Below are 20,725 nucleotides of genomic sequence, written 5' to 3'. Positions count from 1 at the left end.
AGGAGGATTTAATTTTTCATGCCAGTAGTAACAATGAAAGAATTGCTCGAAGCTGGGGTACACTTCGGACATCAAAGTAAACGTTGGAACCCCAAAATGGAGGAATATATATATTCTTCCAGAAATGGAATACATGTTATAGATCTTCATAAAACTATTCCATTAATTGAAAAAGCTTTTGAATTTGTGAAAGAAGTCATAAAAAATAATGGAAGCGTGCTTTTTGTAGGGACAAAAAAACAGGCGCAAGAGGCCATTGAAGAAGAAGCAAAAAGATGTTCCATGTTTTATGTCAAAGATAGATGGCTTGGGGGAACTCTCACAAATTTCAAAACCATCAAAAAGACTATTTCCAGAATGAAAGAAATTGAAAAAATGGAGATAGACGGTATGTTTGAAACCCTACCACGCAAAGAGGTTGCATCCTTAAAACGAGAGCACAAAAAAATGATCCGAGGACTTGGTGGCATTCGCGACATGAACAAACTTCCAAACGTCATTTTTGTAATAGACAGCCAAAATGAAACAACAGCAATTGCCGAAGCAAAAAAACTCAGCATTCCTGTAATCGCAGTCGTAGACACTAACTGCGACCCTGACAATATAGATTTCCCCATACCTGCAAATGATGATGCAATCCGTTCCATAAAACTTTTAACATCAATTATTGCAGAGGCGGTCCTTGTGGCAAGGGAGCTCGCAAAACCTCCAGAAGAAAGAAATGCAGATATCGCAATTCCTGAAGAAGATCAGGCAAATGCGGTTGACAGCATGGACACAGAAACAATGGAGGAAGCTTTAATGCTAAGCGAAGAAGAACGTTTAAGTGAATTAGCCCCTGAAATTGTTGAAGAAGAGGAAGAAAAAGAAGTTGAAGAAAGAACCGGATTTTAGTAACAATCAGACAATAGAAATAGAATAAGAAAGGATATCTTGAAAAATGGTTCAAATAACAACAGAAATGATAGTAAAACTCAGGGAGAGTACTGGATGCGGTATGATGGATTGCAAAAAAGCCCTTGCAGAGGCTGCTGGCAACATGGAAGAAGCCGTCACCAGTTTAAGAAAAAAAGGATTGGCTGCCGTAGCTAAAAGGGCTGAAAGAACCGCGGCTCAAGGAACAATAGCTTCTTACGTGCATCTCGGCGGAAAAATTGCGGTTTTGGTTGAGGTTAACTGTGAGACCGATTTTGTCGCAAAAAATGATGATTTTCAGAAATTTGCAAAAGATGTCGCAATGCAAATAGCGGCGCAAGCTCCTCAATATTTAATTCGGGAAGATGTTCCGGAAGAGATATTAGCCAAAGAAAAAGAGCTCCTATTGGATCAGGCAAAACAGGAAGGTAAGCCCGAAGCCGCCATGGAAAAAATTATTGCCGGCAGGATTGAAAAATTTTATGAATTAAATTGTCTTATGGACCAGCCATTTATAAAAGAGACCAAAATAAAAATCAAAGACCTTCTAGGTGACCTGTCCGCAAAAATAGGCGAAAAGATTGTTGTCAGCAGGTTTGTAAGATATCAGGTCGGAGAAAAGATTTAATCCGCTTTTGAGTCTGAAGCCCTTTTAGAAAAATAAAAAATAATCCCGTTTCTTTTGATATGATCAATCAGTTCTGAATTGTTTATTTGATCTAAAATGGATATATCGAAAGAATATGGCAGCAAAAAATCATCAATTTCAAGATTTATCTTATTCACCAAAGAAATGTCTAAGTTTTTCCCTTTAAGTACAAGGTCTATATCAGAACCTTTCTTAAAAGTCCCTTTTGCGCGTGACACCATATAAGAATAGATTCCTCTGCTTGAGGATGTTTAGCAAAAATACTATTTATTTTATCAATAATTTTTTTCTTTAAGAAGCCCGAACTTCAGAAGAATATTGCTTTCCTCCCTCACTCCACTTATAATAACTTTCGTAATGCCCCCAAAAAAAGCAATACTAATTGATGGAAATTCGCTCGCATATAGAGCCTTCTATGCTCTTCCCGATACTATGAAAAACTCCGAAGGACTTGTTACCAACGCAATTTATGGATTTACGATGATGCTCCTTAAGATAATTGAAGAGAACCCAGATTTTTTGGCAATTGCTTTTGACAGAAGAGAGCCAACATTCCGCCATAAAGAATATAAAGAGTACAAGGCAAAAAGGTTAAAGGCGCCTCCTTCTCTTTATGAGCAAATGCCCCTTATAAAAGAATTTGTGGAAAAGATAAATATTCCCATGCTTGAGCTTGCAGGGTTTGAAGGGGATGACGTCATAGGAACCCTCGCCATAAAAGCTTCAAGAGAAGGGTTTAATGTTGAAATAGTCTCCGGTGATTTGGATCCCCTCCAGCTTGTAAACGACAGGATAAAAGTTCTGACAACAAGAAAAGGAATTTCCGATATTATAGTTTATGATGAAAAAGCGGTTATAGAAAAATACGGGCTTGCCCCCACACAGTTAATCGATTTTAAAGCTCTAAAAGGAGATACATCTGATAATATTCCGGGGATGCCGGGGATTGGTGAAAAGACTGCAACAGAACTTCTGCAAAAATACGGAACGCTAAACAATATCTTTGCCAATGCGGATAAGATTGAAAAGCCAAAATTGAAAGAGACGCTAAAAAACGAACAGGAGAAAGGACTTTTAAGCAAAAGGCTTGGCACTATTGTAACAGATGCACCGATAGAGGTAGATTTTTCAAAAAAACTGGAGATTAACTGGGATAAAGCTGTCGAAGCTTTTGAAAAATTTGAATTTAAGTCTCTCATAAACAAATATAAAAAAAAACAGACTCTAACAAACGAAGAAAAAGTTGAAGCAAAACGCATGGAAATATCAAAGTTTGATTTTAAACTTGTAAAAGACGAATCAGACTTAAAAGAACTTTGTGAAAAACTTCATAAAGCCGATTCGTTCGCTTTTGACACAGAAACAGATAGCCTTGACACTTTTTCCGCAAACCTGATAGGGATATCTTTCTCAATGAACCGTGGGGAGGCTTTTTACATACCTTTAGGGCATAAAGAGAAAAAAAACCTTGACATCAAAAAGACCATGGTCGCGTTAAAGCCTGTACTAGAAAATAAAGAAACCCTAAAAATCGGTCATAATTTAAAATATGATGTCGAAGTTCTTTTAAAATACGACATTGAAGTCGCTCAACCATATTTTGACACAATGGTCGCGGCATATTTGATTGATCCAACTGTCCAAAGGTACAGCTTGAAACGGGCAGGTGCGCAGTATCTTGGGCGTCATGAGATGATAAAACTTGATGAACTGATAGGAAAAGAAGCGGAAGCAAACAACTTTGCGGAAGTCCCTGTTGAAATAGCAAAAGATTACGGCTGTTCGGACGCGGAGGTTACTTTTAGTTTAAAAACTGTTTTTGAAGACCTGTTAAAAAAAGAGGAAATGGAAAAACTTTTTCACGAAGTTGAAATGCCTCTCCTTGAAGTTTTAATTAAAATGGAAGAAACAGGGGTTTTTGTCGATTCAAAAGAGCTTGAAAAATTAAGCCATGAAATGGATGAACAGATAAAAGATCTTGAGAGAAACATTTTTGCAATATCGGGAGAGACTTTTAATTTAAATTCACCGAAGCAACTTTCAGAGATTCTTTTCGGAAAATTAAAACTCCCTATGATAAAAAGAACAAAAACAGGGGCTTCGACCGACGCGGAAGTTTTGGAAACTTTGGCCAAAGACTTTGAAATAGCCGAGAAACTTTTGGAATACAGGACAGTAGCAAAATTAAAATCGACTTATGTCGACGCCCTTCCCACTCTTATAAGACAAGATACGGGAAGAATCCATACAAGTTTTAACCAAACAATAACGGCAACGGGTCGCCTTTCAAGCTCAAAACCCAATCTGCAAAATATTCCTATAAAGTCCGATATGGGAAAAAAAATAAGAGAGGCATTTGTTCCGCAGAAAAAGGGGTATAAAATCCTTGCCGCTGATTATTCGCAGATAGAACTTAGGGTTTTGGCTCATCTATCGCAAGATGAAAACATGATAAAAGCATTTAAATCCGGCGAAGACATCCATACGGCAACCGCGGCGGAAATTTTTGACATCTCAATTAATGAAGTCACAAAAAAGATGCGCTCTTCTGCCAAAGCTGTCAATTTTGGCATAGTTTACGGGATATCGGATTTTGGATTAGCTAAAAACTTAAATATCAAAAAGACGGAAGCGGCACAATTTATTGAAAAATATTTCAATCGTTACCCGGGAGTAAAAAAGTTTATGGATAAGACAATTAAAGAGGCGCAGGAAAACGGATATGTTGCAACAATGCTTGGAAGAAAGCGCCCTCTTCCCGATATCAATTCACCAAACCAGGGCCTCCGCGGATTTGCAGAAAGGACAGCGATTAATACTAAAGTCCAGGGAACCGCAGCTGACATGATAAAGATAGCAATGATTAATATTTACTGTAAACTGTACACTGTAAACTGCAAACTCATATTGCAGGTACATGATGAACTTGTTTTTGAAGTTCAAGAAAATGAAATAGAAACGATCAAAAAGATCGTCCAGGAAGAGATGGAAAAAGCGATCCCGCTTGATGTTCCTGTTGTGGTGGATATTGGGGCTGGAGATAGTTGGGGAAAATCCTAATTTATGTCACTACTTTGTTTTAATTTTCAATAAAATCAACGCATCAACTTCATTTTTCGATAACGCTCCATACCCAATATTGGGATATTTTATTATTTTAGGGTCATAAAGAAGAACCCTTTCTGCTATCGTCTGCACTTGCAACCGTTGAATTTCAGAGACCATATTATCATCAATCCCTCCCCTATAAAGCTCAACTCCAAAAACAACAATAACCTCTCTTCTCCCTCTAAAAACCTCACCTGTATAAACAGGAGAAAATTCAACCATATTAAAACCCAATCGCGTGCAAAGAGACCAGGAAAGACGGCTTAAAATCTGAGATCTGTCCAGAGTTCTTATAAAATAATAATATGGCGCATATTCTTTTTTTTCAGCTTTTAACAATTCTTCTCTATAAATTTCATTATTCATCTGAGGAACAACATGTTGAACGCGTATCTCCCCAATGCCGACTTTTCTTAAAAACTCCTCTACAGAGCCAAACCCCAAAGAAGAAATATATTTTTTAAAAAGCCTTGTTTTAATCAAGACCTCCGCCGGCAAATAAAATTTTTGGCTGCCTTTATCCAAAGCTTTTTTAGCGTTTGATAAAATTTCTTCATCACTCAAGCTCTTTAAATAATCTTGCAGGGTATGGATCGCGTCTAAAGTATTAAGACTATTAAGCCATGTAAGCTTCGCCGTAATATTTTCCGCTGTCCTAATAGATAGGGTACACCCATCGGCAAGCTGACGAGAAAGACTCTTCTCATCTTCATCAACAAGGGCATGTAAAAAAGATTTTTCACCAAATACTCTGATCGCATCCAACACCGTTGAGCCGAAAAGAGTCTGAAATTCTCCTCCTTTATCGGTATAAACAGTAATTGGCAAAATATGCTGCTCCATCACATTGTAAACTTCATCATCAACAGTAAGCATCTGGCTTCTTAAGTCTTTAAGCAATCCGACCAGCCATGAAGAATCCTTCATAAGCGAAGGATTTGCTATAATTCCGGAATGATAATATGCCTGCATCTGTGGATCTCTTATTTGAACAAGTAACATACCAAAGCCTGGAACCATCACATATGTATGCAAAAATTGCGCTCCATTTGGTTCCGGAGAGTTTATGTGGTCGGGAAAATTATTTCTATCCGGGTGGTACATCCTATGGACATAATCCAAGGCGGTAAAACATTTTTCTCTATCAGAAACAACAACATTAACCCTCCAGATATCAGCGGGGGATAAATGCTCCACATCTAAAATATTCCTTTTTTGCATCCTCTGGTAAATTTCATATATACATCTTGTTTCTAAAACCAGTCTCACATCGGGATCTATCATTTGCAAGGCGGGAAGCAACGTTTTTTTAATCTCTGAAATTCTTTCTACGCTGGAAGATATTAGAGTTTTTCTTTTCGATCTGATCTTCCTAAACATTTTCGGATCAAGCCATCTAAAGGCCAGATCTTCAAGTTCACGTTTAACATCCCATATTCCAAGACGGTTTGCAAGAGGAGCATATACATTTAAAGCTTCCATTGATATAGTCCTTCGTCTTTCAGGCTTCTTATAACGGAGTGTTTTCATGTTATGAAGGTTGTCAACAAGTTTAACAAGTATTACCCTGATATTTTTAATCGCGTATTCAACATGTTTGGAATGCTTATCTACCAGAGAAGGTTTTCCCAACTGAGTTACACCATCAACGCCAAAAGAAATAGCCTCTCCCATCTCTCCTGCCAAAAACTCTTTAGTTGCTTTTTTCCCGTCAATAATTCCATCTTCCAAAATATCATGTTGCAAAGCTATAACAACAGTCTCTTCGTCTGCACCACGTTTTCTTAAAAATTCAGCAACTGAAAGAGGATGAATAATATAAGGCTCACCACTCAATCTAAATTGTCCATAATGAGTTTTGTTTGCAAGAGAAAAAGCGCTCCTTATTCTGCAAGCTCCTAAAGGATCTTTTGGTTCAAAGCTCAAAGCCAGCTTTTCCGCCCGTCTTACATAACTATCAATATGCCCTAAATATTGGGATGGAGAAATTAAGACATTTTGTTTTGTAACATAAAAAGGCGTGCCTGAAGAAGAGAGGGTTTTCTTATGTAGTGTATCGTGAATTATTTTAGAGAAAAAATTCCCTCTTCGATAATATCCGCGCGGAACCAGAGAAATATCCACTAATCAATCAACTCCACAGGTCATAAGTTTACCACTGCTACATATCTCTTGCAATTTTATCTCCTTTATCCATTGCATTAACTACAATTGTCTTTGTCGGGTTTACTTTTGTTATTGTAATGCTTGAGCCATCAATAACATATGTCCTTTTTCTCCCCAGAAGCAACCCTGTTCTCCTGTCAATATTTCCAGTCGAAGATCCCAACGGATGAAATCCTAAATTCAACATGAATGTTTTATTATCAAGTAGATGTCCCTTAAACCTTTCAATTTCATCTCTGTGAAAAAATCCTAATTGAGAAAATTCTCCCGCCAGCTTGCTTGGAAAAAGAGGAAAAGTAAGCGCCCTTAAAAAAAGGCCCCTTTTCGTGTGGGCAGCTATCTCAAGTGTTTTAAACGCCAGCATCTTCATGCGAAGCCTGTCTTCCTGGCTCATTTTGTAAATCATCTGTAATTCATTAAAACCAGGAATGCGGATAAAAGATCCGCCGGAATCATCTCCTTCACTCATCATTATTCCGTAAGTCTCTGTCCGTGGATATAAATTTAATAATTCAACAGCTCTCTCTCCTATTATTCCGGGGGATGCTAAAAGAAGGAGAGGAAAATAAGGTCTTACTCCTTCATTGGCCCCTTGAACTCCTTCTATGTTTTTTCGAAATTCGACAAGGAAAGACTGAAGTCTCCCTCTTGGATCAACAAGCCCCATGTCAGGATTAAAGGCTGAAACTTCTGACGCTGGATGAAATGTTATCCTCCCCTTTGGAGAAATGCCTGATCTTGCAAGAAGCTTTGCAGAACCAAAAGTCCCCGCCCCCACAAGGATTCTAGCCTCACCCTCTACATTTATATTAAATTTTCTACCAGAAAGCTTAGAAATAACAGGAATTAAAACAGGCTCATCACCTTTGAACTCTATTCTTTGCGCCTCCGTATTTGCGACAAGTATAACATTAGGATATTGCAAAGCCTCTCTTAAAAACGGGTTCTCTTTTGCGTCGATCGGACATTGAGACGGACATTCTGCCCTTCCTTCACAAAGCGTCTGATTAGGTCGTCTTCTTGCCATATTCATCCCATTAAGAGGACGGCCGCTATAACCCATTGAGAGGGCTGTTTCTAAAAACTCTATACTTCCCTGAGGCATTAATTCTTTTGGAATCAGGCCAACCCCAAGCATCTCTTCAGCTCTTTCATTTAAATGATCAACATTCATTCCGGAAAAAATCTGCCGTATTATATAAGGTTCTGGATCTTCTATTGTCCCGCTAAAAATACCGGGTCCTCCCCCTACCAAATTTGGCATGGGGATTGATGCCCCAAATAGAGCATTCGAAATACCGTTTGAAAAATCAAAACCCAATGCGGTCGTCAATCCAGCCTGTTCATATCCTAAAACGGTTCTTCTCATTTGAGTGAGTCCGCCTTTTTCCTCATTCGACAAATGTCCGCCTGATTCTATTATCAAGACACTTTTATTCGGATGTTTTCTTAATATTTCAACAACCGCGGCAAGGCTGGGTCCGCTTCCTATGCAGACAACATCAGGATGTCTTAAAGCTTCATGGGGGAGAGAATCGACACTGTTGTAAGCATTTGGCAGAGACATAAAATCAGGCTTTTCCGGCTGATCTTTTTGAATATGTTTTGGCCTTGTTGGAACCCCGACCTTCTTCTCCATTATTGGATTATCCACTACCAATGCGGCAATAACCCTTGCTGCAAGAGAAATGGTCATTGCCGATTGCGTCTTAGATCCATTTAAAGCTCTAAGAATTGTTTTATTGCTTCCCATGACAATAATACCAACTATCATAAGCCTTGTAACTCCCGACATTTTGCTCAAGATAACTCTTAAATTATCTTCAAAATGATTACTATTCACCAGTTTTCTGTCAGGATATAATTCATATCCTACTTTTCTTGCCGCTTTTAAAATAGAAGGGAATACCGCTTTAAAAGTAAATTCTCCAAAATTCTTTTTTGCCGTTTTGCCAAAATCATAGCCTGAAACATCCGCTAAAAACTCCTTTAAATCCACCTTGCCAGGAATAAACCGCTTAACTATATGACCGGCAAAATCTTCAATGACCGACAGACGGATATTTGGAATATTCAATCGCTTAAAAATCTTCGTTGCCTTTAATTGTTGAGATAAACGACCAGGAATCGGATTAGGTCTTTCAAACGCAAAATAGTTGGCTAGTGTCATTTTAAATTCCCCCTTTTCTCTTTTGCGAAGTTATCAGGATGGTTTTATGGAAATTTCAGGTTATTTTGCAATCGCACAAGTTTTTGGCTGGGTATTACGATAAATACTATAGAAAAATAAATATTACCCGATACAAAAAACCTTAACCCCGATTATCATAATCGGGGGTTAATTTGTCTTCCTTTTGAGGGCATGCCTGTTAGTAGGGTTATTTTATTTTTTGGGGAAATCTATGGGCGAACCAAAAATTAATAGTGATGCTTATGCCACTATATTAAAATATGGCAACAAAAACTTAAGCCAGGAACAACTGGCAAAGCTCAAAGCGACAAATGACAAAGGGGACAACTCCGATCAAACATTCGTATACGCAAAAACAGAAGGAGACACCATAACTTTAACCTCCTCTTCCGAGTCCCAGCCAAAAGATTCTGTTAAAGTCGATCTTTCAGACGGATTAAATTCTGAAGAATTAAAAGCGCTTGGCATAAACCCGCAGGAAATAGATTTTATCGCGATCGCAGCTAGGGGATGGAAATTAACGGGCGAAAAAGGTTCCCAATCAGGAGTCGAAGGAGAAGTAATTGACGAAACAGAGGCCGCTCTTGCCAGCCAAAAAGTTTCTGAATATGCTGACAGAGAAGGGATTTCGGAAGAAACAGCCTGGAAACTTTATTTTGACAAAGACGCTCAGCTTAACAGGATCACCCCTACCGACAAAACAAAAAGATTGGCAGCTGAAGAATTAATTCAACAGGAATATATAGAATATCAATTAGATCCCGACAATATGGGAAAAGCTTTCACGGTCTTTTTAAATGAAGCAAAAAATGTCCCCATAGATTCGCCCATAACCCAAAACAATCCTAAAGATGCCGCCGAGTTAAGGCTGCTTGCTTTTGGCTCGCAATTTAACACGCGGATACAAAAAGAGATATTGGGAATCATATTCCCCATATACGTAAAATGCAAAGATATAAATAATGCTGATAAAATATTTGAATGGGCTAAGGTTGCCGAAATTCATCCGCCGACTACCGCTTCCTTGCCAACCATTTTAGACCTGCAAGCCAAAATTGAACAACTCCCCACAACCATGACTCCTGAGAAATTCCTCGAAAGAATAGATATGACAAAAGATCTTGGCGATTTACAGGAAGCCCTACTTTTGGGGAGAGAGGCTTTAAAACGTTTTACAGACAATACAGACGTAAAATTTGCCTTAGTATCTTTATTTATAGACAACAACAAGCTTACAGAGGCTTATGAACTTTTATCAGAAATGATTAAAGCTGATCCAGAAAATCTAAACCTACAAACAGGCAAAGTAACAATTCTATTTAAAAATGGAGAAGAGACCCTCTTTACCTTTAAAGGGGAACAAATAAGTTTTGATACTGAAAAAGAAAATTTGATGTTAAAAATAAAAACAAAAATAGAAGATGGGACAGCAGACTATGAAAATTTTATCGACATATCAAGCCTATCAAATAATACAGGTGAAGCAATAAGATATTTAGAGGAAGGATTAAAAAAATTTCCTGGCAACTCAGAGCTCTATTATGAATTAGGGAAAATATATCTATCAGAATCAGATGGCCTTGCAAAAGCCAGAGATTCTTTTAGTTTGGCTTTTGCAAGCGCTACCAAGACAAAAGAAGGGCTAGAGCAGCTAAATAAAAACGGTGAAGAGCTGATCAATATTGCCAGATTTATATGCACAACATCCGGAACAACTGATAGCTGCAGTGAAGCGATAGACATTCTAACTCTTGTTTTAACAAGAGAATCTGATCTTTCAGCAACAAATCTTTATCAGGCTTATGCAACATTATATGAAAGCTTGATGTTGTCTAATAAAAAGGAGGAAGCAGATAGAATAAAAAGTAAGATAGAGCCTATGCTAAGACAATGTATAAGTAAGAACCCTGAAGATGTCAGAGCATATATAAACCTAGCCAACCATCTAGCAAATGAAGGGAAATCAGATGAAGGGATAAAAATAATGAGAGAAGGATTAGCAAAAAATCCTCTAAGTAGATCTATGATTTATAGTTTAGCTAATACATATATTGTATGTATGGCATATGAAAAGGCGGAAGAACTTTTAACAAGGTTAAACTCTTTATATCCTGATGATGCGGCAATAAGTCTTGCCTTAAATAATGCCATTTACTACCAGGGTGGCAAAGAAAACTTTGAAAGATCAGCGCTTCTTCTTGATCGCCTAGAAGAAACCCTTAGAACTAAACCCCGATTTCCTAATCGGGGTGAAGATTCAAATAGTTACGACTATAACTATTTGATGGGAACAATAAATTTAGAAAGAGGAGAATATCAAAAAGCTATAGATTTCTATGAAAAAGCGCTCCGCCTATCGCCAAACGATTCATCAATATTGCTTAATATTGGAACATGTTTTATGGAATTAAATAATCCAGATAAAGCATTAAAATACGCCGAAAAAGCACATAAACTAGATCCTTCTTTTTCATCAGCAAGACACTATTTGCAATCTCTTTTATGGGGCTATCTATGAGCAACAATGATGAAAGAGAAACATGGTCACAATTATTTAACAATGCGTCAGATGCTTTAGATTTTTTCATAAATAGAAACAAAGTTTTATATCCAGAAAGTTTTGCTGTTAACTATGAATTATATGATTTTTATCGTGCGAATAGCGAATTTTTAAAAGCCAAAGAATTTCTAGCAAAAGCATTTAAATATTTCCCCAGGGAAGAAAATAATATGGAAATAGTTGATAGAATGTCGTTACAACTTGAATATTTCCTGGCCATAGCTCAATCCTCTGAATTCACAGGAAAGGGATTTTCCTTTGATAGTTTGCCTGTTGAAACTATTCCATATGACAATTTCAACCCTAACGAAGCAACCACCAAACCATCACTTGGATCTGAATTATCAATATTTACAAACCCATACGGAGTTACAAACTATGATTATTACTATTTAAGCGATGAAAATACTTTCAATGTAAACATTAAAAGCATAGCATCACAATTAGGATGTACAGAGATTCAATCGCTAACCCCAAAACAGGCGCTCGAATTGGCAGCTCAAATAACAATGAGTCTGCTAAGATTCCAAGATAAAACCGATAAAATAGATCGACCTGATAAGCCTCTTGAGGAAAGAATAAAAGAAGGTGGAGGAGTTTGCAGAAATTATATAACTTTATTTAAGGCTGTATTTACAGAAATTAAAAAAGCAAATGGGAAGATGGAGAATCTCTTTCTTGGATATTTACAAAATCATAATCATGTATGGAGCGTAGTATTAGAAGTAAGACAAGATAAAATTGTGGCAACACAAATAGATATCACCGCTGCCGACGAGGCCAGCCCGCTGGAGGCGCTGGACAGACACCATTTCGGATTTGAAGGGGCAGGCCATGAGAAATCTGCAAGTGAAATATTATTGGATGAAGGGTTAGCTCTCTTAGATAAGGGGAAAGATATGAAAGCGCTTATCAAATTCAACGACATACAATATCATTTTCCAAACAGCAAAGAAGCCATCGAAGCATTATTAATTCTCACGAGACTATATCTGAGGTTAAACGATCCTCGTAACACAATAAAAACTTTGCAAAAATTAGATGCAAGAAAATCAGAACTATCTAATTTACAATTAAGAACATTAAATGAGTATAAAGCAGTAATTGAATTAAAAAAACACAATCTTCCCGAAGCACTAAAATACTTTGATCTTCAATTAAAACTGGCTTTCCCATGGGAAAGAGATGTAATTTTAATCATACAAGCTGGAATTTTAATGGATTTTAATTTATTTACCGAAGCTCAATCAAAGCTCGATATGGTAAATAAGGAGAATTGCTCGGAAAGAGTTTTAGAAAAATATAATTTCATAGAATCCTCGCTCCGCCCTAAATAACGTCACTTTAACCCCGATTATTCATGGGACTGTTGCAAAATGGTCATTCCCGTGAAAACGGGAATCTATTTCTCAGAAAACAAGATGGATCCCCGCTTTCGAGGGGATGACAAATTGCAAAAACTGCTATTATGCAACAAGCCCTTCATACTCGAGTAATGTTTGACAATTTGTTAGTTATTGATTCAGGTATGAACCCCGATTTTCTAATCGGGGTGAATGCTAGAGAGTATAATCCCTAAGAAATAAGCCCTAAGACAAGCAGGACAGCCTTGTGTCCTCACCCAAGCAAACGCTAAATCTAAGTTTGAATAAAAAGCAAAAGTGCTTTATAATTAAAAAATAAAAGAGTTGCCTTGTAGGAGGTTGTAAAATGACAAAGGATGAAATAGCAAAAAATTGTCTTATAGAAATACCAACGGATACACTAAAAAAAATGCCATTAAAAACAGGCGATATATTAAGGGTAAAGCTGATAAACGGCAACGAAGTTGTTTTAGAAAAACCAAAACAAGATTATTGGGATGAAATATTCTTCTGGGGGAAAAATTTTGCAAAAACAAAGAAAATAAAGAAAAAAAACATACAGGAAGCAATTAACGAGATAAGAAGTCCAAAGAGATGAAAAAGGTTGTTCTTGACACTAATGTTTATATTTCAGCTATATTATTTGGTGGAATTCCTCAAAAAATAATAGCCTTTGCAAGAAATAAAAAAATTATAATCATATCCTCTGATTACATTTTGTGGGAGATACAAAAGGTTTTAAGAGACAAATTCAACATACCAAACGACCACCTCTATAAAATAGAACAAGACATCTTAAAGTTGACACAATTAACATATGTTTCATCCAAAGTAAATAAAATAACAAAAGATCCGACCGACAACATGATTTTATCATCAGCTATCGATGGGAATGCAAGTTTTATTGTAACAGGAGATAAGCATCTATTAGAAATAGGATTTTTTAAAAACATTAAAATAACAACTCCTTTCAACTTTATTAAGAGACTTAAATAATCATGCTTTCACGCGAAGAATTAAAAGAATTATTAGAGATAACCCTACGAAACGGCGGAGATTTTGCTGAGGTCTTTATTGAAGAGACAGGAAGCAATTCAATCCTCTGTGAAGACGACAAAATAGAAAAGATCTTATCCGGAAGAGATATGGGCGCCGGAATCAGGCTGATATCAGACAAAGAGACATCATATATATCAACAACAGAGACATCTTTTACCGCGTTAAAAGAAGCCGCCATAAAAGTTTCATCGTTAATAAAAGGGAAAAAATCAAATGCCGACTTTGAACTTACACCTCAAATTTCATCTCAATTAGAAACAATAAAAAAAAGACCCGATCAAATCCCCATAGAAGAAAAAATAGGAATGATTGAGGTTTTAAATAAAACGGCAAGATCTTTTGGAAATAAAATAAAACAGGTCACTGTCAGATACTCAGACTCTAATCAGGCTGTAACCATCGTAAATTCCGAAGGGATATACGTAGAAGATAATAGAATCCGCACCAGATATTTTATAAACGTAATCGCCGAGAAAAATGGCGTTTTGCAAACAGGCTACGAAGCTCCCGGAGGAACTGTCGGGTTTGAACTGTTTGATCTTTATCCTGCCGCAGAATATGCGAAAAAGGCAGCAGAAAGAGCCATAAAAATGCTTGATGCCCCGCATGCCCCATCCGGTAAAATGATGGTAGTCCTATCTTCCGAAGCCGGCGGAACCCTTATCCATGAAGCATGCGGACATGCGCTTGAAGCCGACTTTATAATGAAAGGGACTTCAATTTTTTGCGGCAAAATCGGAAAACAGGTCGCCTCCCCTCTTGTTACCGTCATGGATGACACAACTCTACAAGGAAAATTTGGATCTTACGCGTTTGACGATGAAGGGACTCATGCCCAAAAAACAATTTTAATAGAAAATGGGATTCTTAAAGGCTATCTAAATGACTGGTACACGGCAAGAGAACTTGAAATAAAACCAACAGGAAACGGCCGCAGAGAATCGTTTCGTACAAAACCTGTGCCACGCATGACAAATACATTAATAGCTCAGGGAAAAACAGATCCTGGAGAAATTATCAGTTCGGTCAAAAACGGCCTTTTTGTCAAAAGGATGGGAGGAGGAGAGGTAAACATTACAAACGGGGATTTTGTTTTTGAAATCAATGAAGCTTATCTTATAGAAAACGGGCAAATCACATCGCCCGTCCGAGGAGCAATTCTTACGGGAAACGGGCCAAAAGTTCTGGAAACAATCGACATGGTAGGATCAGATCTCGGTTTTCAGGTGGGGGTTTGCGGAAAGTATGACCACGCGCCCGTATCAGACGCCCAACCGACAATTAGAATTCCCGAGATAGTTATCGGCGGGAGATAGCTTTTTCGTTTCAGCCTAAAGCAAATCCCCGATATGAGGCCGCACAAAACCTTTTCTTATGTGTTATAATTTATAAATAATGGAAAATTATAAATCTATAATTAATAAAATAGTAGAAAAAATCGTATCCGGATCTAATATGGAAAAATTAGTCCTGTTTGGGTCTACAGCATCAGAAACTTCAGGGAAAGACAGTGATATAGATTTACTAGTCATTAAAGAATCCCCTCTTCGTCGCGATGAAAGAGATATAGAAGTGAGAAAACTTCTTAAAGATATTATTTATCCTATGGATATATTTGTATATACTCCAGATGAAGTAAAAACATTAAAAGCAAAAGAAGGCTCCTTTATCAACAAAATCTTAAATACAGGAAAAGTTTTATATGAGCGACGACAACCTAAATATTGAAAAGTATAAAGAATGGCTTATTAAGGGGGATCACGATCTGCAAGCAATCGATATGATACAATCATGTTTTCTATAGAAGAAATATTAAAAGCCGCTAATGGTAAACTGCTAAACGGAAATCTAAATCAAAAAATAAATTCCATTTCAACCGACACTCGCGAAATAAAAAAAGGGGATGCTTTTCTTGCCTTAAAAGGCCCAAAGTTTGATGGCCATAATTTCTTAGACAAAGCAATTAAGAAAGGAGCAGCAGCATTAATCGTTTCAAAATCTTTTTCAACTAAAAAAGCCGCTGTCATAAAAGTAAAAAACACTCTAAAGGCCATTCAAGATATCGCCCATTATCACAGGATGAAGTTTGATATCCCCGTAATCTGCGTAACAGGAAGCGCGGGAAAAACAACAACAAAAGATATGATCGCCTCAGTCCTTTCTCAAGAGCTAAACACATTAAAAACAAAAGAAAATTTCAATAATGAAATAGGCGTTCCGCTTACCCTTTTGAATCTAAGGTCGGAGCATAAAGCAGCAGTCATAGAAATGGGGATGCAAAAAAAAGGCGAAATAAAAGAGCTTGCAGCAATTACAGCGCCTACAATAGCGGTAATCACAAATATAGGCGAAGCACATTTGAAATACTTTAAAAACAAAAAAGAGATAGCAAAAACAAAATCGGAAATTTTTTCTTTCTTAAAGCCCGGCAACACGGCAATTCTTCCAGAAGATGATAAATATTTTAAATACATGAAAAAAGCCATTCCAAAAGGGGTAAATATAATAACTTTCGGAAGAAACAGCCTCAAAAATAATATAACTACTGAAATCAGGGTGAGGCTTCCGGGAAACCACAATTTATTAAACGCCCTTGTTGCTGTTAAAATCGCAAAACTTTTGAAGGTTAATGATTCATCTATAATAAAGGGATTAAGAAAATTTAAACCCTCAAGCAAAAGAATGGAAATCATAAAAAGAAGAGATGGCATTACGATAATAAACGATAGCTACAACGCGAACCCGTTGGCAATGAAAGCCGCTCTTACTATGTTCGCAAGCTATAAGGCTAAAACAAGAATCGCGCTACTGGGCGATATGCTGGAACTTGGTAAAAATTCAAAAAAACTACATTTAGACATAGGAAAACTAGCTAAAAAGCTGAAAATAGACCTATTAATTACAATAGGCAAAGAGTCAAAATATATAAAAGGAAATTACCACTTTACATCGAACAAAAAAGTGATAGAATTTCTAAGAACCACTCTTAAAAAAGGGGTTGTTTTACTTGTAAAAGGTTCACGCGGTATGAAGCTTGATTACGTTGTCGACGCACTAAGAGCATGATATACTTTTAAGCATGCCGCGGTGGTGGAATGGCAGACACGTACGTTTAAGGTGCGTATGGGGAAACCCTTGGGAGTTCGAGTCTCCCCCGCGGCAGGAAACTTCTTTACAAGTTTTATCTCTATTGTTACGAAAATAAGTATGGAGGCATGAATGTGACAGAAGTTTCACAAGTCAGCCGAGTTGAAAACTCCTCAAATGCAGAACAAAGTCGTGCAGATGGCTCTTTTAATGAAAAATTAGAAAAAGCTCAAACTGACTTGAAAAATAAAACAAAAAATCTGATCTCATCAAAAACGTGGGAACGTTTAGAGTCACTTGTAGGATTTCTCCCTTTAAATTTTAATTTTACAACAAACATAGATGCCGATTATGGGGCTAAAAATCAATCAAAAGAAGCACAAAAAATTTCCGACTTCCATAAAGATGAATCTTGGCAAAGTTCTTTAACCTCGCAAAGAGATCCAAGCAACGCTCAACAGGACAATAATTTTATATTAAACAATGTAAAAGATATAAAAGAGGCGCTTATAAAATTTATCCCCAACCCAACAATCATCCCCACATTCTTTTTGGGAAATCTTGAAGCAAACACAAATGTAAATACTGTTTCAAAGATAGACTTGCAAATATTAATTGATAAGATAGTAGAACAAGCAAAACTGGTTAAAAGCCAAAGAAGAGTTGAGCTATCTCTCCTTCTTAAAGAAGAACAATTAGGAAATATAGGACTCTCTTTTGCAAGCCATAACGGGCTTATTTCAATTCAAATATCAGCTTCTTCGGAACTTAGGAAAAGTCTTCAAGATTCAGTTGACGAATTAGAAGAAGCTCTTGATCTGGCAAATATTAAGTTTGATCAAATAAAAATCGTGGAGGTACAAGAACATGACGGAAATTTCTTTGCCGGTTAATAATTTTGCAAATGATCTTATACTAAACAGAAATGCCTCTTCTCTGGATACTTTTAACGGCATTTTTCAGCCGTCTGCCACGGGACAAAAATCTTTAGACGTCCCCTCTTTTCAAAATTTTATAACATCAGAAATATTAAAAATGATGAGCAGTAATGAAGAGAACGAGACTGAAGATACTTTTTGGAGCGGACTTCAGCCAACCAATCCCTTTCAAAATCAGACAGCCAGTTCACTTTTTGGAACATCGGGAGTCTTTGATCAGATGGTTGCCAAAGCAAATCTTATAGGTAAAATAGTCGAAGCCGTCGATCCAAAAACCGGGGAAAAAGTAAGTGGAACTGTCAAAGGGGTCTCTGTTCAGGGAGGCTCCCTTTCAATTGAAATAGGAGACAAAATAGTCCCTCCTGAAAACTTATTGTCGATAAGGGGGTAATTCCATGTTTGATATTATGAGCCGGGCCCAAAATGCGATGGAAATATACAATGCCGCGTTGGACATAACGTCTACCAACATTGCAAATATGGATGTCACAGGATATAAGGGACTTTCCCCATCTTTTCAATCCATATTTGAAAATTTAATAAGATCCGGAACTCCTGCGTCCACATTTTCCAATATCGGAGGAACAAACCCCGTACAACTGGGACAAGGGGTCGGGATTGCTAATATAAGTTTAGATTTTTCTCAAGGGGCGCTTGCTGAATCAAACGCGCCGGGAGATTTAGGTATAGAAGGAAGAGGATTTTTTATAGTTTCAAATAATGGGGGTTCATCATATCTTTATACAAGGGCTGGACAGTTTTTTATTGACAGTTACGGAAATTTAGTAACAGATAAAGGGATGCAACTTTATGGTTTAAATGAAGCGGGAACTATTGCACCTATAACAGGATTGATCGGAGACTGGCAACAAGATTATTCATGGAATGAAGGGACAGGGGAATTGCTTTACAAGGGAGGCTCAACAGGTTATAAAATAGCATTAACATACTTTCAAAATCCATCAGGGCTTGAACAAAAAAGCGGCACAACATTTGCAGAAAGCTTAGCATCAGGGTCTCCCGCGATTCCTTTAACGGTAGGAGGCACAGCAGGAAACATTAAATCAGGTCAATTAGAAGGATCAAATGTCTTTTATACGGGAGAAAGCATTAAAGCCCTTGAATATCAAAGAGCAATGAGCGCAAACTTATCAATGGTAAAAGCCGCATCAGACATGATTTCCCAGGTAATAAGCAGACTAGGATCTTAAAAAAATAATGGCAGAAAAGAATAAAGCAGATATATCTCCGCAGAAAAGAAGCCTAAAGCTTACGCCTATGATTGGCGACTGGACAACCTATAAGCCGCCACAAACAACTGTCAAAAAGATAAAATTAGGCCTGTATGGGTTTGACAGGCTCTCTGAAGAGGAATTAAAACAAGCACATCTTTTACATTACAACTTTGCTTTAACTTTTTCAAAAGCCCTTAAAGAAAAAATGCGAACCGGGACAGAAATATATTCCGTAGAAGCCCATCAAAATGTATATTCAAACTTTATAAAATCTTCAAACATGCTAATCTTTCAGGGCAAAATTATAACCGAAAATTATAACGATGAAATTTTTATCTCCTTTGATTTACAAACTATAGATTCATTGATAAATTTTGCTTTGGGAAGCCAAGACACATCAAGGCTGTCAAGAGGATTGACAAAAGCGGAAGAAATTGTTTTGGATGCTTTCCTTAATGAATACATGCCAAGCTATTACACTATTTTCAAAGACGTATTACAAAATCCTCAGTTTTTAAAAATCGGGGCGCCAAACTTAACGCCGGACCAGAGTATCAGCCTGCAATCAACATTTGTATATTTTCCTATAGATTTAAGCATAAATGGCAATATAGGAAGAATAACGTTCGGTTATAGCGGAGCTTTTATCAAAAACATTTTAAAAGATTTAAATCAAAACAAAAAATCCTCCCCACTCCCCATACACAAAATCCCACCCTCAATATTTAACTCGGTCAAACTCCCCGTACATGCAACAATCGGCAATTCAAGCCTTTCCATGTCTGAGATTTACAGCCTTGAACCTGGGGATGTAGTCTCCTTTGAACAAAAGATAGAAGATGCCATCCAAATCGTGCTTGCCGATGGCCGCGTAATACTCGGCCAACCCGGGAAAAAAGACGGCAAGATTATTGTTAGAGTTGTAGGTTTTGAAAAAGAAAAATCAGTAAAAGTGGAACCACCCATTTACCAACAAGAAGCGCCTATATTAGAAGAACCCGTACTAAAAGATGACGAACCTATTAAGACCCCTGTATTAAAAACAACAGAAGAACCCCCGCTCAAAACAGCAAAAGTCAAAGAGGCTCCTCACCCCATAGTAACAAAAGAAATAGTCCCTGAGGAAGATATTGATGAAGAAGAACTCGACAAAGATGATCTTTTTGATGAGGATTTTGATAAAGACATAATTGAAGAAGAGCCCAAAGAGAGTATTATTGAATCAAAAAACCAAGTCAATTTTGAGGATGATTTAGGCTTAGAAGATGATGATCTATTTGATCTTGAACCAAACAAGAAACTTACCGCAATAAAAAAACCAAATGAAACTAAGAACAATGATTTAGAGCTTGATGAAGATTTTGACGAAGATGACCTTGATCTAGATTTGGATTTAGATGAAGAAGAAAAAGAAGATGGATCCCCGCTTTCGCGGGGATGACAAATTGCGGAA

The 20,725-nt window shown here is 37.2% G+C and carries 16 protein-coding genes, 1 tRNA gene and 1 pseudogene; 15 read left to right on the top strand and 3 right to left on the bottom strand.

Annotation, left to right across the window (positions count from 1 at the left end):
- Positions 1–18: 18 nt before the first annotated feature.
- Positions 19–894 (top strand): 30S ribosomal protein S2, encoded by an 876-nt coding sequence (locus tag A2290_01810; protein OGC14567.1) that lies wholly within the window; start codon positions 19–21, stop codon positions 892–894.
- Positions 895–940: 46 nt separating this feature from the next.
- Positions 941–1,543, top strand: a complete 603-nt coding sequence (locus A2290_01805; GenBank protein ID OGC14566.1) for a translation elongation factor Ts — start codon at positions 941–943, stop codon at positions 1,541–1,543.
- On the opposite strand, the pseudogene A2290_01800 reads toward A2290_01805, so the two are convergent.
- A pseudogene (locus tag A2290_01800) lies at positions 1,540–1,847 on the bottom strand (hypothetical protein). The gene A2290_01805 and the pseudogene A2290_01800 sit on opposite strands and share 4 nt — an antisense overlap.
- A gap of 74 nt (positions 1,848–1,921) precedes the next feature.
- Here A2290_01800 and A2290_01795 point away from each other — a divergent pair.
- On the top strand, positions 1,922–4,624 hold the full coding sequence (locus A2290_01795; GenBank protein ID OGC14565.1) for a DNA polymerase I: 2,703 nt from the start codon (positions 1,922–1,924) through the stop codon (positions 4,622–4,624).
- A 9-nt stretch (positions 4,625–4,633) separates the two neighbouring features.
- Here the strand turns inward: A2290_01795 and A2290_01790 are convergent, their stop codons facing one another.
- Both A2290_01790 and A2290_01785 read right to left on the bottom strand, forming a co-directional pair.
- Complete coding sequence (locus tag A2290_01790; protein ID OGC14564.1) at positions 4,634–6,796, bottom strand: hypothetical protein; 2,163 nt, start codon at positions 6,794–6,796, stop codon at positions 4,634–4,636.
- Positions 6,797–6,833: 37 nt separating this feature from the next.
- A complete protein-coding gene (locus A2290_01785; GenBank protein OGC14563.1) occupies positions 6,834–9,008 on the bottom strand; it encodes a hypothetical protein in 2,175 nt (724 codons plus the stop codon).
- A gap of 232 nt (positions 9,009–9,240) precedes the next feature.
- On the opposite strand from A2290_01785, the gene A2290_01780 reads away from it, so the two are divergent.
- From A2290_01780 to A2290_01725, 12 genes are all read left to right on the top strand, one after another.
- On the top strand, positions 9,241–11,547 hold the full coding sequence (locus tag A2290_01780; protein OGC14562.1) for a hypothetical protein: 2,307 nt from the start codon (positions 9,241–9,243) through the stop codon (positions 11,545–11,547).
- Complete coding sequence (locus A2290_01775) at positions 11,544–12,926, top strand: hypothetical protein (GenBank protein OGC14561.1); 1,383 nt, start codon at positions 11,544–11,546, stop codon at positions 12,924–12,926. The genes A2290_01780 and A2290_01775 overlap by 4 nt, the downstream gene beginning before the upstream one ends.
- A gap of 373 nt (positions 12,927–13,299) precedes the next feature.
- Positions 13,300–13,551 carry a hypothetical protein gene (locus tag A2290_01770; GenBank protein ID OGC14560.1) on the top strand — a complete coding sequence of 84 codons (252 nt, stop codon included), beginning with the start codon at positions 13,300–13,302 and terminating at the stop codon, positions 13,549–13,551.
- The gene (locus tag A2290_01765; GenBank protein ID OGC14559.1) at positions 13,548–13,949 is read left to right on the top strand and encodes a putative toxin-antitoxin system toxin component, PIN family; all 402 of its coding nucleotides are present in this window, start codon (positions 13,548–13,550) and stop codon (positions 13,947–13,949) included. The genes A2290_01770 and A2290_01765 overlap by 4 nt, the downstream gene beginning before the upstream one ends.
- 2 nt (positions 13,950–13,951) lie before the next feature.
- Complete coding sequence (locus A2290_01760; GenBank protein ID OGC14558.1) at positions 13,952–15,328, top strand: peptidase C69; 1,377 nt, start codon at positions 13,952–13,954, stop codon at positions 15,326–15,328.
- Positions 15,329–15,407: 79 nt separating this feature from the next.
- Positions 15,408–15,740, top strand: a complete 333-nt coding sequence (locus A2290_01755; GenBank protein OGC14557.1) for a hypothetical protein — start codon at positions 15,408–15,410, stop codon at positions 15,738–15,740.
- 63 nt (positions 15,741–15,803) lie between these two features.
- Positions 15,804–17,078 carry a hypothetical protein gene (locus A2290_01750; protein ID OGC14556.1) on the top strand — a complete coding sequence of 425 codons (1,275 nt, stop codon included), beginning with the start codon at positions 15,804–15,806 and terminating at the stop codon, positions 17,076–17,078.
- A 15-nt stretch (positions 17,079–17,093) separates the two neighbouring features.
- Positions 17,094–17,174 (top strand) — tRNA-Leu (locus A2290_01745).
- 59 nt (positions 17,175–17,233) lie between these two features.
- Entirely contained in the window at positions 17,234–17,992 is a 759-nt protein-coding gene (locus tag A2290_01740) for a hypothetical protein (GenBank protein ID OGC14555.1), read from the top strand.
- On the top strand, positions 17,967–18,428 hold the full coding sequence (locus A2290_01735) for a hypothetical protein (protein ID OGC14554.1): 462 nt from the start codon (positions 17,967–17,969) through the stop codon (positions 18,426–18,428). Before A2290_01740 ends, A2290_01735 begins: the two co-directional genes overlap by 26 nt.
- Before the next feature lie 4 nt (positions 18,429–18,432).
- Positions 18,433–19,248, top strand: a complete 816-nt coding sequence (locus tag A2290_01730) for a hypothetical protein (protein ID OGC14553.1) — start codon at positions 18,433–18,435, stop codon at positions 19,246–19,248.
- Positions 19,249–19,255: 7 nt separating this feature from the next.
- A complete protein-coding gene (locus A2290_01725) occupies positions 19,256–20,713 on the top strand; it encodes a hypothetical protein (protein ID OGC14552.1) in 1,458 nt (485 codons plus the stop codon).
- The last annotated feature ends 12 nt before the right edge of the window (positions 20,714–20,725 follow it).

The sequence above is a fragment of the candidate division WOR-1 bacterium RIFOXYB2_FULL_36_35 genome (assembly GCA_001771505.1).
Taxonomy (GTDB): Bacteria; Margulisbacteria; WOR-1; order XYC2-FULL-46-14; family XYC2-FULL-37-10; genus XYB2-FULL-36-35.
The sequence above is the reverse complement of the archived record's forward strand: the minus strand, read 5'-3'. Positions and strand labels throughout refer to the sequence as shown.

Coding starts and splice junctions, on each gene's coding strand:
- A2290_01810 (OGC14567.1), top strand. CDS start 19: ATGCCAGTAGTAACAATGAAAGAATTGCTCGAAGCTGGGGTACACTTC.
- A2290_01805 (OGC14566.1), top strand. CDS start 941: ATGGTTCAAATAACAACAGAAATGATAGTAAAACTCAGGGAGAGTACT.
- A2290_01795 (OGC14565.1), top strand. CDS start 1,922: ATGCCCCCAAAAAAAGCAATACTAATTGATGGAAATTCGCTCGCATAT.
- A2290_01785 (OGC14563.1), bottom strand. CDS start 9,008: ATGACACTAGCCAACTATTTTGCGTTTGAAAGACCTAATCCGATTCCT.
- A2290_01780 (OGC14562.1), top strand. CDS start 9,241: ATGGGCGAACCAAAAATTAATAGTGATGCTTATGCCACTATATTAAAA.
- A2290_01775 (OGC14561.1), top strand. CDS start 11,544: ATGAGCAACAATGATGAAAGAGAAACATGGTCACAATTATTTAACAAT.
- A2290_01770 (OGC14560.1), top strand. CDS start 13,300: ATGACAAAGGATGAAATAGCAAAAAATTGTCTTATAGAAATACCAACG.
- A2290_01765 (OGC14559.1), top strand. CDS start 13,548: ATGAAAAAGGTTGTTCTTGACACTAATGTTTATATTTCAGCTATATTA.
- A2290_01760 (OGC14558.1), top strand. CDS start 13,952: ATGCTTTCACGCGAAGAATTAAAAGAATTATTAGAGATAACCCTACGA.
- A2290_01755 (OGC14557.1), top strand. CDS start 15,408: ATGGAAAATTATAAATCTATAATTAATAAAATAGTAGAAAAAATCGTA.
- A2290_01750 (OGC14556.1), top strand. CDS start 15,804: ATGTTTTCTATAGAAGAAATATTAAAAGCCGCTAATGGTAAACTGCTA.
- A2290_01735 (OGC14554.1), top strand. CDS start 17,967: ATGACGGAAATTTCTTTGCCGGTTAATAATTTTGCAAATGATCTTATA.
- A2290_01730 (OGC14553.1), top strand. CDS start 18,433: ATGTTTGATATTATGAGCCGGGCCCAAAATGCGATGGAAATATACAAT.
- A2290_01725 (OGC14552.1), top strand. CDS start 19,256: ATGGCAGAAAAGAATAAAGCAGATATATCTCCGCAGAAAAGAAGCCTA.